The organism is Anabaena sp. FACHB-83, from assembly GCF_014697485.1.
In the GTDB taxonomy this organism is placed as follows: Bacteria; Cyanobacteriota; Cyanobacteriia; order Cyanobacteriales; family Nostocaceae; genus Nostoc_B.
In genome coordinates this window covers 18,547-35,169 of record NZ_JACJRY010000029.1, presented here as the reverse complement: position 1 = coordinate 35,169, position 16,623 = coordinate 18,547, and the positions used below count along the sequence as shown (strand labels likewise).

The window sequence follows — 16,623 nt, the reverse complement described above, 5'->3', positions numbered from 1 at the left end:
GAGTTACTAGGAAAACTATTCCTAACTGTATTTTTCGTCAAATTATGCTTTCACCGAAGCAATTGCGCTTAAACGGGTTACTTAATGCGCTCGCAGCAAAATTATGATGCGGTTTGCTGCTGTACTCATTAGTCTCTATGTAAATCTAACATTGACCGCCAGTTAGTAGTGGGTTATTACAGGTATAACCTATTACTTATATTATTTATTATTAATGCTTAATATTCTGCCCTTAGCCCCTGGAATGCGGGTTTTATGTCGTGATGCTGAATGGCTTGTACAGCGTATAAATGCCTCTAACGATGCAGGTACACAACATGCAGTGCAAGTAGTTGGAGTTGATGAACTGGTTCGAGGATATCAGGCAATTTTCTTGACTCAGCTTGACAAAATTGAGTCAGTAGATCCACGTAAGACTAGATTAATTGCTGATAATTCAAATGGTTTCCGTCGCTCCAAACTGTTCCTAGAAGCACAATTGCGGCAGATGCCTGCGGCGGGGGAAGAAGCTGATCTGGAAGGGTTAGGTGCATTTGACCCTATGCCTTTTCAGATTATCGCAGTCAAGCGATCGCTGGAACAACTTCGACCTAGATTGCTACTGGCGGATGCGGTTGGATTGGGCAAGACTATACAGGTTGGCATGATCCTGACAGAGTTAATCCGTCGGGGACGGGCAAATCGGATTTTAGTGTTAACCAAAAAATCCATGCTGACACAGTTTCAAGCAGAGCTTTGGAACCGTTTCAGTATTCCTCTGGTAAGGTTAGACTCTCAAGGCATTGCTAAATTAAGGTTACAGATTCCCACTAATAAGAACCCCTTTGAGGTTTATCATCGAGTCATTATCAGCATTGACACACTCAAGGATGTTGGACGCTATCGCCATTTCTTAGAAGATACTCGCTGGGATGTGGTGGTAATTGATGAAGCGCACAACGTTGCTGGGGCTAGTATTCCTGAGAATCATCAAGCCCATAAGTTAGCACGGTTGCTGTCAAGGCGCACAGATAGTATGTTGCTGACCACAGCAACACCTCATAATGGTAAAAGAGAAACTTTTGGGCGTTTAATTTCCTTACTAGATCCATCAGCAATCCCTGATCCTCGTTATCGAGAGTATGATGCAGATGATATTCGTGGCTTCTACTTGATGCGCTTTAAAGAAGATGTGCGTCATCAAGTTGGGCTGCAACTTACTGAACGACTTGTTGTACCCCTTCAGGAAACCACGGCGGAGGCGACAAGTGCAGAAGAAACTGCATATAGGATTTTGGGCGAACTGCGACAGGCAATCCAGAACCAAAAGGAGGAGTATTCAGAGTGGAGAAATCAGCGTTTAATTCAATATGGACTCTACAAACAGTTTCTTTCTAGCCCGGAATCTTGCGCTAGTACTGTTTCCAAACGACTGAAAAAACTGCAAGCTGAAAACCCTCAAAGTCCAGAAATACCTTATTTAAAAGGGCTAGAAACAGCCCTGAGAAAACTTGCATTAACTGATTCCTCCCGTTTTCAACTGTTGCTGAAACAACTGCAAGAAATTGGCTGGAATGGACAAGAGCGTTGTCCGCGTGTTTTGATTTTTACCGAGTATGTAGAAACTCAGAAGGCGTTAACTGCTGCGATCGCTCAAGCATTTAATCTTCAACACAGCGAAAAATTTGAAGACCAACCGCATCAGGCGATCGCTTCCATTAGTGGGGCTTTTCCAGATGTGCATTTAATGGCAGCAGTAGAAGCTTTTGGGACAAAATCTTCACCTGTGCGGATGATGATTGCCACTGATGTAGCATCCGAGGGAATTAACCTGCATCACCAATGCCATCACGTTATTCACTATGACTTGCCCTGGTCGATTATCACGCTAATTCAACGCAACGGGCGAGTTGACCGCATTGGGCAAACCCAAACGTCGATTCTTCGGTATTTGATGGTTGAGACAAAAAACGGACTGCTAAAGGGAGATTCAGCTATTTTTGAACGGCTGATAGACAAGGTAGAAGAAATTAACCGCAGTACTAGGTCTGGAGAGAGTTTGCTTCAGCTTTATGATCCGCAAAAGGAAGAAGAGTACATTGCCCAACAGGGCTTGTTGAAAGCAGATAGCAATGTTTTAGACAAGCGAGTGGGGCAGAGTGCAACTACATCCACAGAAGCCAACGACTTAGAATTAATCATTTCCGCAGGTAATCTCAAGGATGATGATGATTTGGTGGCGTTGTTGCTGGGCGGAGAAGAGAGCAGAGGAAGCAGGGGGAATAATGTTTCCTCTAAACAAGTAGAGTCTGTGGAGGCTAATAACGGACGTATTCGTTTTTACAAAGATTTTGATTTCTTAGTTGCAGCTTACCGATTATTGCAGGAATCAAATCAAGAGTATTTACCTCTGGAAGTTGAGGGGCGAATGCTGACACTGACAGCCCCTCCCGATTTGAAGCGGCGTTTGGGTGCGCCTTCACAGAAAAATGACATCATTTTTGGTGGAACGGCAATTCCTCAAGAGGCATGGCAGGAAGGCGACCAGTTTCGGCTGACAGACGATGTGGAACGGGTGAAGCTGGCAATTACGGCTGCTCGTAATACTTCTGGTTACTGGTCTAAGGAATTGTTGTGTAGTGAAACTCACCCGATTATGCAGTGGCTAGTAGAACGCTTGCTGATGCAGTTTGCACGGGGAGAAGCCCCTATAGTCACTTCTAGAGAACTCCAAGAAGGGGAATTAGCATTTTGTTTTATTGGACAAGTGCCATCCAAAGCAGGTACGCCGTTGGTTGTGGATACCCATTCCATCCGCATTCGCCCTGGTGGTCGTTGTGAAATGGCTCCTCTGCGGAATACTTTGGCATCTGCGGGATTTGAGCGACTGGCAAATAGCAAGACCCCAGCGCGAGTTGCTGCGGCTGAACTGTTAATACCTGCGGCAGTAGAAGCTAGTTTAGAACATTTGCGATCGCTCGAAAAACAGCGTCAGGAAAAGGTCAAACCTCTACTGCAACAAGAAGAACAACGGCTGCAACAGTGGAGTCAGAAACGGCGAGAAATTATTGACCAGCACCTTGCAGAAATTGACCCCAACAGCGCGTCGGCTAAACGCTTGCAGCGAGAGCGCGACGAAATGGACAAATATCTCAAAGACCGTCAGCAACATTGGCGCGATATGCACTTGCTACCAGGGGAATCGCCCATTACTCGGTTAGTTTTGGTTATCGAAGGAGTGAAATAATGGCTTTAGATTTTGCGATTCACAATGTTGGTGAATACTATTCATCTCACTACCTCGATACTACGTTTTCCAAAGACGCACAGAAGTTTACTTCTTCGTGGAAGGAAGCAGGCGCAGCCGCATCACCCCGGCAATTGCAGAAGTTAGCACAGCGATACTTTAAAGCCAAAGCCCAAGCTATTGAAGAATTGGACTGGAATCAGCGACGCAATGCTGGTGTAGAAATTCAATCTTGGCATTCCTACTTATTACAGGCAATTGGCTACAGCGACTTAGACGCGATGGATTTGCCTGTAGAAAGTGGCGATGTCTACATTCCGATTTTGGGACTATTACAGCGATTTGGACAACCTTGGTTGGTTGTCTGCGAGAGTGTGTTTTGCATTCCCGATGGCAGTTTGCCAGATGGCGCAGCCAGTGAAGACCCCCTAGAAGGAAAGCCATTATTAGAACAATTGGTTGATTCTAACCACAAACTGATACAAGGTGATTGGGGCCGGGCAATTGGTGAGATTTTTAAAACTGAAGAACCACCGCGTTGGGTGATGATTCTGGCAGGAAGTCGAATACTGTTAATTGACCGCAAAACTTATGCTAACGGACGCTGGTTGGCTTTTGATTTAGATGAAGCTTTTGGTCGCAACGAGAAAGCGACCTTTGAGCAAATCGCTACTTTCTTATCACGGGAGACGCTGGCTCCAGATAGTGAGTCTGTGGAATTATTGCATGATACCTTGGGAGAACAAAGCCACAAGCTGGCTCATGGGGTGACAGAAAACCTTCAGGTCGCAGTACGAGAAGCAATTGAGTTACTAGCAAATGAATGGGTGAGCGATCGCCGTCGTCGCAGTTTAGGTATGATTAACCTGCGCCCAGAGGAAGCTTTACCTGATGGTTCAACTACTGTCACCGCCGAGCAACTACGTCATGAAGCTTTGACCTTTGTGTATCGCCTAATATTCTGCTTCTACGCGGAGGCGCATGGGGCGGAATTGGGTGTTTTACCAATCAATGATGATGCTTACCGTTTGGGCTACAGCTTGGAAGCATTGCGCGATTTAGAGTTAGTCCCACTTTCTGAACAGTCTGCCGAAGGAACTTACTTTCAGACACATTTAAATAGACTGTTCACCTTAGTCCACGAAGGATTTCACCCTCTGCAACAGGAAGAAAATCCCGACCAGTTGCAATTGCAACTTGCCCAACAACAACGGACTTTTGAGTTACCACCTTTAACCGCCACACTTTTTGACCCGAAAGCTACCCCATTGTTGAGTCGGGCGCAACTTTCCAACCGATGTTTGCAACAGGTTATCCGTCTGTTGTCTCTCAGCTACGACGAAAAAACCAAAACTACCGGACGGGTAAACTACGCAGACTTGGGGATTAACCAACTAGGTGCAGTCTACGAAGGGCTTTTATCTTACAAGGGGATGTTTGCCGAGCAAGATTTTATCCAAGTAAAACGCGCTCAGGATGAATTTAGCAAGTCTAAAACCCAAACTTGGTTTGTCCCTAAAGAACGATTGGAAGAGTTTAAGAAAGATGAAGTAGAACGCCTCAATGATGGCAAACCCCGGATTTATGCTAAAGGCTCATTTATTTTGCACCTGTCGGGATTAGATAGAGAGCAGAGTGCTTCTTATTACACGCCGGAAGTGTTAACAAAATGCTTAGTTGAAGAAACTTTGCGACCATTGCTGCAAGGCTATACTCCAGAAGATGCCGACAAAATTCTGCAATTAACAGTCTGTGAACCAGCAATGGGAAGCGGTGCATTCTTAAATGAGGCAGCAAACCAACTGGCGCAAAAATACCTGGAATTGAAGCAGAAACAACTGAATCAATCGATTGAACCTGCGGATTTTCCTGATGAATTGCGTCGCGTTAGACACTACATCACTACCCGCAATCTTTACGGCGTAGACCTCAACCCCACGGCGGTAGAATTGGGCGCACTGTCCCTGTGGCTCAACTCCATGCACCGGGCGAAGTTAACTCATGAGGATGGTACGGAAGAATGGGTAAGGGGAGCAACGCCTTGGTTTGGCTTACGACTGCGAGCAGGTAACAGTTTAATTGGCGCACGCCGCGCCGTCTGGACAAAGGCGCAATTATTGGCAGGAGTGCATCTCAAAAGCGGTAATGAAGCCTTGGAACCCCGTCAACTCCAGCCAGGAGAACAGCGAGGCAAAAACGAAGTTTATCACTACCTAGTGTTTGACCCTGATATGGTTCCCACTGCTGGGGATGCTTTGGTCAAGCAGTTTCACCCCCAAGAGGTGCAGCAAGCTAAGGAATGGTTGAGAAAAGAAGTCAAAAGCAAATGGACAGAAGCAGAGGTAAACTTAGCCCTGGCTGTTAGCGATTTAATTGACCAACACGAACAGCAATATGCCAAGGAACGGTTAGCAGCATTAGAGAAAACAGCTTGTCCTGGTAGTGTGTGGCCTCAACCCCCAGCAACAGAACCCGGCCCCAGTTTGGCGTTACAGGAAGAGGTGAAGGCAAAACTAGAATCTACCTCTGGCAGTTTTCAACGGTTGAAGTTGTTAATGGACTCTTGGTGTGCGTTATTTTTCTGGTCGATGGATGAAGTGGAAGCATTGCCAAGGCGAGAAGATTATTTAGAAGCAGCGCAGATATTGTTAGCCCGGTCAGGAGATTTAAGTATTAAAGCCTTTCGCTGCAATTTTGATGGCGCGAATTTGCTTAAAGCTACTGCACAGACTGATTTAGATACAGATTTGCTGTGTGCGGCGGTGTCTTGGTATCGCGTGAGTCGGGATGTTGCAGAACAGGAGAGGTTTCAGCATTGGGAGTTGGCATTTTCTGAGGTTTTGGGGTGTGATGCAAGTCAGTCGAAAGGGTTTGATGTGATTTTAGGAAACCCGCCTTGGTTAAAAGTGTCTTGGGCAGATGCAGCATTATTGTGTGATTTCAATCCAATTTTAGGAGTTCGGGAAGTTAGAAGTGCAGAGTTTAATAAAGAACACCCTCAACTTTTAAAAGATGAATTCAACAGAAGAATTTATTTAAATGCTCAAAAATCTAGTTTGGGAACCGTTGCATTTTTAAATTGTCACCGACTTTATGAAGATTTGCGAGGAAGCCGAACGAATTTATATAAAAATTTTATTGTTAAAAGTTGGAGTTTATTAGGTAAAGAAGGCTTTGGAGGGTTGTTGCATCAGGAAAGCCCTTATGATGATGGAACTCATGGAAGATTAAGAAATACTTATTATCGTAGGTTGGTTGGACATTATCATTTTAAGAATGAGATGAAGTTATTTTCTGAGGTTGATAATAAAACAAATTTTAGCCTCAATATTTTTTCAGTTCTAAAAGAAAATGTAAATTTTGCACATTTAGCTAATCTTTATCTTCCTATAACTATAACAGCCTGTTACAATCACAAGGCTAAAGAAGAACCTGTTCCTGGACTCAAAACAGATAATGAAAGCTGGGAAACTAAAGGTCATTGTGATCGTATTGTTTACGTAACAGAAAAAACCTTAGAAACTTTTCATAACTTACTTGAAGATTTTTCTGTACCAATTATTGAGGCTCGTTTACCACAAGTTCATGCTCGTCAGCTAGTAACTGTTATAAACAAGATTAACAAAGCCTTAAAATTTCTTCCTGAATTGGGGGAAAAATACTTTTCTACAGTCATGTTTGACGAAACATCATCTCAACGGGATGGTATAATTACGCGACAAGATAACCCAAGCTTTCAACCACAACATACAAGCGATTGGGTTATTAGTGGCCCTCATTTTTATGTAGGAACACCTTTAAATAAAAATCCAAGAAATCACTGTAATCATAATAAGGCTTATGATGATGTTGACTTAACTACATTACCAGAACATTATTTACCAAGAGCAGTTTATAGACCTGGGAATAAAAAGAGCGATAGAGCTAATTACTATGCAGAAATTACTCAATCCAAAGATTTTAATCATATTAGAAATACATATAGATTTGTCAACAGAATTATGGCAAGTCTTAGCAATGAAAGAACATTAATTAGTGCTATCATACCACCTGAAGTAACTCATATAAATGCAATTTCTTCTATAGCTTTTGAGCAGGTTTATAACCTTGTAGCTTTCGCTTCTGTTTGTACAACAGTTATTTTTGATTTCTTAATTCGTGCAGCAGGTCGAACCAATATTTTAGAATCTGACCTGAAAATTCTCCCCAAAATCTCAGACCCCCACATCACCCCCATCATGCACCGAGGCTTACGCCTCAACGCCCTCACCAAACACTACGCCGACCTCTGGACATCCGTCGCCCTCACCCAAATCACTCAAGACAATTGGGCAGTAGAAAATCCAATGCTAGACTCCTTCGAGTCTTCCTGGCACGAACTCGACCCTCATCAATGGTCATGGCATTCACCCCTCCGCAGCGACTACTCCCGCCGCCAAGCCCTCCTCGAAATTGATGTCCTGGTAGCCCTCGCCCTCGGTTTATCCCTCGACGAACTCACCACTATCTACCGCGTACAGTTCCCCGTCATGCGGCAATACGAACTTGGCGATGAATACGACGCAAAAGGTCAACGCCTCCCCAGCACTAACCGTAAAGCCCCTGGAGGTAAAGAAGTCCGCGAAGCCCTCAAAAACTGGAACGGCACTTCACCTCTCACCGTAAGTTGGCAAATAAACGATGGTTTAGAAACAGTCACCAAAACCTTCTATCCGCCTTTTACCAAAGTTGACCGCGAAGCCGACTATGCCCAAGCTTACGAAGTCTTGCAGAAACGCTACGGAGGCGGAGTTTAATTATGCTACCAGCCCATATTGCCGAAAACATCCGCCGCCAGGTGCTTTATTACCTGCAATCTACTTTTGATTTTCGCGATCGCTCCGTCAGTCGTGCCTTTGAACAATTCCTCCAAGACCCAGAACGAGGACTGTTTAAAGGCCCGTGGGTACAGTTGCGCCGCCCTTTCCGGTTGGTAAATCAACCTTATACCCCTCCTTTTGACCTCAACGTTCTCTTCCTTCCCTTTCGCCATCAAGCTGTCGCCTGGAGACGGTTAAGTAGCAAAAACCACAAGCCAGAACCCACCCTCGTCACTACTGGCACAGGTTCCGGTAAAACTGAGTGCTTTCTCTACCCCTTACTCGATCACTGTCTGCGAGCCAAACAAGCCGGACAGCTTGGGATTAAAGCAATTGTCCTCTACCCGATGAATGCCCTGGCTGCCGACCAAGAACGCCGCTTCGCCAAATCTATTTGGGATGACCCAGCACTGAAAAAAGCAGGTGTTCGCGTCGGTACTTACACCGGACGTTACGACCCTGGCGATCCCACCTCCCAAGATTCTGGTACAACCAGCATGGGCAAAGACCACGGCATTACCAACCACGAAGCCCAACTAGAAAACCCGCCAGACATCCTGCTGACTAACTACAAAATGCTGGATTTTCTGCTGCTACGACCACAAGACCAGCATCTTTGGCGTTTCAACCAATCGGACACCCTGCAATATCTTGTCCTTGATGAACTTCATACTTACGATGGCGCACAAGGTGCAGATGTCGCCTGTTTGATTCGCCGACTCAAAGAAAGACTGAGTATTCCCAAAGGGAAACTCTGCGTTGTAGGTACAAGTGCCACAATGGACGACCGCGACCGCAGCGATCGCGCTCTTGGTTTAACAATATCAGTAGATACAGTCGAGACAGGAGGCGATCGCCTAGCTCGGTTTGCCAGCACTTTGTTTGAAGAAGAAATTCCCACAGAAGCCGTAATTGTCGAGGATCGGCTGACAGTTGAGGAAATTGTCAAACCAGAACAAGACCTGATTTCCCTAGATTTACCAACTTCTGAAGACTGCGAACCCCAAGCAGACGAAGATGCTACAGCCTACGCTATTCGCCAAGCAAAGATTTGGGGCGGGCCAGAATTTGCTGAACCAACAGCAGGCAATCGCAATACTGCTGTTGAGTGTTGGTCAGTTGCTTTAGGAGATTGGTTAAAAGGTACGCAACTATTCAAGCACCTGCTGGAACTTTTCGACGCTGCTGAACGTTCTTTGGAAGGCCCCTTGACTTGGACAAAGTTAGTAGAAAGGTTAGCAGCCAAAGATTTTTCCTTTATTGCTGTCGCTAACTTAGAAGACCGGAAGCGGATTATTACAGCCTTCTTTGCCCTTGTTGCCCACGCCAAAGAAATTCGCAGCAAACGTGCCTTTCCTCTAGTCCCTACTCAAGTGCAGCTTTGGGTACGAGAATTAGCGCGGATTGGTCGAGTCGTGGCAGAACAGCCGATTTTTGGTTGGCTAGATGAACCTTCGCCAGAACAGACCTTACTTCCCGCCTTCCAATGTAACGAGTGCGGTGCTTCTGGCTGGATTGGTATGCAAAATCGTCAATCCGATACCGCCGTTAATGCCAGAGGCGTTCAAGGTTTTAAGCTGACTAATGATATCAGTGCTATTTACCGGGGCTGGTTTGGTCGCAATGGTAGCCACGACCAACGCATTGTGCTAATTGTCCCAGATAGCGATGGCTCAATCAATTCAGGAGATTTGTTTGGAGCTTGGTATCTCCATCCCTCCAGTCTAGTCCTGCGCCAAGGACAGGGGGCTTGTCCTTTAACTAATGACACACGCCGCTTGCGGGTTGCCTTCAACCAAGATGGTGAAAAACTAGAAAATGGTTCCATGCGCGGAGTTCAGGCTTGCCCTTGTTGCGGTTCGCGGGAGAGCATTTTTATTATTGGTTCCCGTTCCGCTACCCTTTCAAGCGTTATGGTGGATGAGTTATTTGGATCTATGCTCAACAACGATCCAAAACTGCTGGCTTTCACGGATAGCGTTCAGGATGCTTCCCATCGTGCCGGGTTTCTCTCAGCCCGGACTTATAACTTCACCTTTCGCACTGCCCTGCAAGGGGTAATTAATGATGCTGGTATAGCAGGTTTACCCTTAACAGAAGTAGGAAAACGCTTATTGGAATGGTGGAGTCAGCCCGGAATTGGCAAACCAGGGACGATGAAAAAAGCGATTGCTGCTTTGTTGCCACCAGATTTACATGATTACCAAGATTACCTTAATTATCGCAACAATCCTAAACTCACAAATCCCCCAACTGCCCTAGCATCGGATATCGAAACAAGGCTAACTTGGCAAGCCACCAGCGAGTTTGGAGTCATGCTACTGCGGGGACGCACGATAGAAGCGAGTGGTTCAGCCTGTGTTGCCTGGGATTGGCAGAAGATAGATGAGACTGTGAAGCAAATTAGCGATCGCATCGAGTCTGTAGATACGCAACTGAAAAAAATTAGCGAAGACAACCTGCGTCGCTGGCTACTGGGAATACTGTATCGTTATCGATTACGCGGCGCATTGGGACATTCTTACCTAGAAGACTTAGCCCGCAAAAGCTACTGGGGGAAAGCTCCCTTTGGACGTGCAATTTTGAGCCGAGAAGTTCATCCGCCGATGAGTCGTTATCGACCTAAATTGATGGTTACTGTGAGCGATCGCAATCACGATTTTATCTTTGGCAACACTTCAGGGAATACCCAGCCTTGGCATATCCGGTGGACACATCGGGTACTGAACTATCCGATGAGTGAAGCAGAGACAGTAGACTTGCTCAGACTGTTATATCAAGCAGCAGAAACGACAAAACTTTTAATAAGGCTGCATACAGATGGTAATAAAGCTTACTACGCGATTAATCCCAAAGCCGTAAGTTTAGTACCAAACGGAGTCCGGTTAATTTGCTCGGAAACAGGCAGACAAATAATTCGTCCAGAACAGGAAGCAATTTTCTGGAATGGCGCGCCTAGCTTAGAATACAGTGCGAGGGCAGGCGCGTATCGTCGTGAAGACTTTACCAAAAGACAAATATACTACCAAGACCGCTATCGCAAAGGTGCTTTACGTCGAGTTGTCGCCAACGAACATACAGGACTTTTAGCGACAGACGAAAGAGAAACCCTAGAACGTACCTTTGCGCGGAACGAACATACAGACGACCCCAACGTGCTGACCTGCACCAGTACTCTAGAAATGGGGATTGATATCGGCGATTTATCCAGCACCATGTTATGTTCCATACCGCCCACCACAGCTAGTTATCTTCAGCGAATTGGTCGAGCAGGACGGGCAACAGGTACAGCATTAATTGTCTCAGTTATCAAGCATCAACCCCATGACCTTTTCTTTTATGCCCGACCTGTGGAAATGCTACGTGGTAAAGTTGACCCGCCTGGGTGTTGGGTGGATGCTTCAGCTGTCCTAGTACGTCAGTATCTTGCCTACTGTTTTGACTCGGCGGTAAAAACTGGAAATTTGTCAGAATTACCCCGGACTGGCACATTATTGATTCGGGATATCGAGAATTCCAAAGGCCATATTCCGCAAATGTTGCAATGGATGGGCCAAAATGAGACGCAATTGCAAGAGTCTTTCTTAGCACGTTTTCTGGATGTAATTCGAGACGATACAAGAACAAGATTTTGTAGCGAGACTATAACCGAACTACTCCAGCAACGGATTCGCAAAGTTGTTAACGAGTTTGACCGTCAGCGACGGGAAATAGAAAATGCCCGAAGAAGATTGCAGAATCAAAAGTCTCAGATTGAAGAACATGAGGAAGATGCACTGCGAGAAATTGAAGATGAACTGCGTGTCCTGAAAGGACGACAAAACAGCCTATCTCGCATCACCACCCTAGAGTTACTGACTGACCACGGACTATTACCAAATTATGCCTTTCCTGAATCTGGTGTGCGCTTTTATGGTTCAGTTTATAATCGCCACCGAGTTAGAGAAAATCCCGTTCCCCCAATTGAAGTTGTCAGACCTGCTGCTACTGCACTCAGAGAATTAGCTCCCCACAATCACTTTTACACGCATAAACGCCAGTTTGAGATTCAGCAAATTTCCATTGGTAGTAAAGAGGAACCGCTAACAGAAACCTGGGCAATTTGCGGACAATGTGGACATATGCGCTTGACCAGCAACATCAACCAAGAACCAGCTTGTCCTCAATGCGGTCATGACGGTGGTGATGATAGTCAAGCAGATATTGGTCAACACCGTTCCTTCATTGAATTTTCGCGGTCGGAAGCTATCTCGGTGATGGAACAATATGATAGTCTTTCAAGCGATCGCTCTGATGAACGAGAACATACTATTTATCAGAGGCGACGGAGTTTTGACCTCACTGTTGACGAGCCAACAGGAGCAGTAGGCGAAGAAACCCTACCCTTTGGGGTTGAATATCGTGCTGCTGTAGTCTTGCGTGAAATTAACGTCGGCTATTTTGATGAAGCTGGCACAGTGGCTTTCGGCCCAGAGGGACACGCCCCTGAGCGTGGCTTTCAAGTTTGTGCAGATTGTGGCGTAGTTGCCACACCAGGAAAATTCATCGACCAGGTAACACACCGCCGCAGTTGTTCTGCTCGTCGGCGACAAGAAAAAGCCAAAACAGAAGGTCGTTCTAGCAATCCTTTTAAAGCAGAGTCGGTGTACCTGTATCGTGAGATTCGTTCAGAGGCAATTCGGATTCTTGTTCCATCTTGGATTGATGACGACATCCCGACTTTGGAAGCCTGTATATTGTTGGGATTGCGGCTGCGATTTGAGGGCGATCCTAGTCACCTAACTATCTTTCCCCAGCGACTGCCCGATGGAGCAAAGAATGTACAACGCGATTATTTAATCATCTTGGATCGGGTTCCTGGTGGTACAGGCTACCTCAAAACCCTATTTCAAGAAACCGATGCTGCGGGAAGGACAGGGGAAGGCATCATGACAGTGATGCGCCGTGCCTTAGATGCTTTAGAAACCTGCCGTTGTGGGCGGCTGAGTGAAAAAGAAAGCGATCGCGATACAGATGGCTGCTATCGTTGCATCCGCACTTATGCTCAACAATACAGTGCTACATCCATCAGCCGAGAACGGGGCATTAAACTGCTAAAGCAACTAATTGCCGCAGGCGAACGGCGAGTGGAACACAAAGCCCTCACTGAAATTCCTGATAATTCCTTGCTTGGCAGTGTTTTAGAGCGCAAGTTTGTCAGCAAGCTGGAAGAATGGGTGAATGAGCATAACGGCATTTGGGAGAAAACCTTAGTACATGGTAAGGCAGGTTTTCGCTTTAATTTACCCAACGCCAGCCGCACCTGGGAGCTTGAGCTACAGCCGCAGTTGGGATTAGCCCAAGGGGTTGCGATCGCCTGTCAACCAGACTTCCTGCTTAGGTGTGCTGATGACGAGTCGATTAAACCAGTCGCTATCTTCACTGATGGCTTTGAGTTTCATGTAGAAATTAATCGACTAGCCGATGACATGGCAAAGCGACGAGCTATTCTCGCTTCTGGTCGTTATCACATTTGGAATCTAACATGGGATGATTTGACAGCAACAAAGTTAGAAGACTTTTTGGTTGTTCCTCAAGCAATAGCAACAAAAGTAGAGATTTTTGCGAATGCAGGCATTCACCAAGGCATACCTTCAGGAAGATTAGCAATTGGTAACGCTTGGCAACAAATCACAGGATTTATCCAATGTCCTCAAGCTAGTGGTTGGCGACGTTTAGCAGAGTTTACAGCCGCATTTCCTTTAGAAATACTAGCCGAGAAATATGCTTATGCTGAATCTGCTTTGCGTATTGCCTTGAATAATTGGCGCAGTGGTCAGAATTTTATTGTTCCCACCAGCATCGATAATGGCGAGTGGATCTGCTACGACAAAATTAGCGGTGGAACAGATGTTATCGCCCTTTCAACCATTGCTGATTGCTTGACAAATAGACGCGATCGCGTGCGGGTAACTGCCCGCTTAGATGACAGTGAAACTGAGCGATTAGCCACCCAAACCTATCGTCCTCGCTGGCGCAAGTTTCTGTCTTGCCTCAACCTGTTGCAGTTTTGTGGAGCGTTCAGCTTCTTCACTACCTCAGAGGTAGAAACTGGTACTGCACCGGATGTACTTCCTGATACCAGCTTTGCCCAAGCAAGTGGAGAATGGGTGCAAGTGCGATCTGAGGTAATTTCATCACTGCGATATGTCGTTGACGAACTGGCAGCAGCAGGAGTGCCAGTACCGCAAGCTGCTTATGAAGATGAGGCAATTGATGAAAACGCCGTAGCAGAGTTGGCATGGTTAGAGACTCGAATTGCAGTTTTAGGGGGAGACCAAGCCTTGTTGGTTTCGGCTTGGCAAGCCACTGGTTGGACTGTTGTCACTGCGAATGAAATACAAGCAAAAGGTACTGCTTTTTTAATTGAACTAATTGCAACCAGGGAGAATAATTGATGGCTTACCTCATGATGCACGCCCAAGTGCTGAAGCATTTTCACAAACTGCCCAAAAAAGTGCAAAAAAAAGTTCCAGAACTAATTGAGAAGTTTCAAAATAATCCTTGGGACACAGCAATTGGATTGCATGGGCTAAAAGAATCCATGCTCGATCCCAAAGTTCGCGGAGCAGACTTACCAGATGGCTATCGGGCTATTGTCATTGCCCCAGAACAAGGCGATACCTTTCTGCTAGTTCATATTGATTCCCACGACCGTGCTTATGCTTGGGCAAAAAACAAGCGTTTTGAAGTACATAGCAGCACTGGGGCGTTCCAAATCTTTGACGTTCAAGAAACCACAGCAGCATTGCAAGATGCTGTAACTCCAACACCAACAGTTCATGATTATCCCCTGCAAAATCTTGCCGATGATGAACTATTCCATGCTGGAGTACCGCAGCTACTGATCCCAGCAGTTCGACAAATTAAGAGTGACCAAGAGTTAGAAGTGTTGAGCGAATATCTCCCACCAGAATGCTATGAAGTTCTTGTAGGGGTTATAGCTGGTTTATCTTTAGACGAAGCCCTAGCCCTAGCACTAGGAACCCATGTAGAAAATGAGCAACCTGTAACTATTCTTGGCCCCGGAGATTTCTCAGGGCTTACCCAGCGACCAAACCGAGATTTAGTAGTAGTTGAAGGGGAAGAAACCCTCAAAGCAATGCTGGAAGGTGGCTCGTTAGAAGAGTGGCGAATTTTTCTCCATCCCCAACAACGGAAGATTGTTGAGTGGCGAACTAATGGAGCTATGAGTATTACAGGTGCGGCAGGGACTGGTAAAACTGTTGCTTTAATGCACCGCGCTGTTTACCTTGCCAAGCATCTCAAAAATCCCAAGGAACGGATACTGCTAACTACTTTTACAACTAACCTATCTGTGACTATCAAAAGTTACTTACGCCGCCTCGACCCAATAGCAGCAGAACACATTGAAGTTACTAATTTAAATCAGCTTGCCCGCACTATTTGTTCTCGCAGTGGATGGAAAGGGCGAATTGCTTCACCTGAAGAACTCAAAGAGCTTTGGGATGAGGTTTGGGCAGATCCAACTATAGTTAATTTACCAATGTCCAAAGCAGAACTCCAGAAGGAGTTTGAGCTTGTAATTGATGCTAATGGAGTTGATTCTGAGGAAGCTTATTTAACTACCGTCCGTACAGGTCGGCCTCGCATGGGAAGAAAAGAACGACGTGAGGCATGGCCAATATTTCAGGCTTTCAGGCGTTTACTGCTCAAGCGAAATCTATTAACTTTTGAAGGTGCAATTCATCAAGCACGATTTGCTGTTGAGCAAGGTAATTTTCCCCCTTTTAGACACGTATTAGCAGACGAAGTGCAGGATTTCAGCCTGGAAGCTTTAAAATTAATTGCCGCTCTGAGTCAGGTAGATCGGGGACTTTCAGATCCTCTATGCGTTGCAGGAGACGGACATCAACGTATTTATCGGGGAAAAGTACCTTTAAATTTAGCTGGTATATATGTCAAAGGACGTTCCAGACAATTAAAAGTAAATTATCGTACCAGTGAACAAATTCGGCTTTTTGCTCAATCAATCCTCGAAGGCACTATCATTGACGATTTAGATCAAGGACAAACCACAATTGTAGGCGATCGCTCTGTGTTTACAGGCCCAAAACCAGAGATTGTACAGTGCGCGGATGAAAAAGAAGAGGCAAAGCGTATTGCTAATTGGGCAAAGGAATTGATTGAGCAACATGGTTTTGCTTCCCATGAAATCTGCGTCACACCTTATAAACCAGCAATCCGCGCAGCAATTAAAGCAGAGAATATTCTGACTGTTGAACTCATGCCTAGACGAGAAGATCAAGGCCCAGAGGAACCTGGGGTTCGTCTAGGAACAATGAAGCGAATTAAGGGCTTAGAATTTCGGGCGATCGCAATGGCGTGTAGCAATGAATCTGATGCAATGAATAATCTGGCAAACGCTGAACTACTTGAACGCTGTGAGCGATATGTTGCTGCTACACGTGCTAGGGAACGTCTTCTAGTTTGTATTTTATGACCCAAGCATTATCGTACTTAATGATCCTTGAAAGA

4 protein-coding genes are annotated in these 16,623 nt (G+C 45.7%); all 4 read left to right on the top strand.

Annotated features, from left to right (window positions below; all coding sequences use genetic code 11):
- Positions 1–214 precede the first annotated feature (214 nt).
- From H6G79_RS25570 to H6G79_RS25555, 4 genes are read left to right on the top strand one after another with little or no spacing between them, the layout of a single operon-like run.
- Positions 215–3,226: a DEAD/DEAH box helicase gene (locus H6G79_RS25570; protein WP_199334072.1), complete on the top strand. Its 3,012-nt coding sequence runs from the start codon at positions 215–217 to the stop codon at positions 3,224–3,226.
- Entirely contained in the window at positions 3,226–8,022 is a 4,797-nt protein-coding gene (locus H6G79_RS25565) for a hypothetical protein (RefSeq protein WP_190592950.1), read from the top strand. The genes H6G79_RS25570 and H6G79_RS25565 overlap by 1 nt, the downstream gene beginning before the upstream one ends.
- A gap of 2 nt (positions 8,023–8,024) precedes the next feature.
- On the top strand, positions 8,025–14,522 hold the full coding sequence (locus tag H6G79_RS25560; RefSeq protein WP_190592949.1) for a DEAD/DEAH box helicase: 6,498 nt from the start codon (positions 8,025–8,027) through the stop codon (positions 14,520–14,522).
- Complete coding sequence (locus H6G79_RS25555; RefSeq protein ID WP_190592948.1) at positions 14,522–16,588, top strand: UvrD-helicase domain-containing protein; 2,067 nt, start codon at positions 14,522–14,524, stop codon at positions 16,586–16,588. The genes H6G79_RS25560 and H6G79_RS25555 overlap by 1 nt, the downstream gene beginning before the upstream one ends.
- Positions 16,589–16,623: the final 35 nt, after the last annotated feature.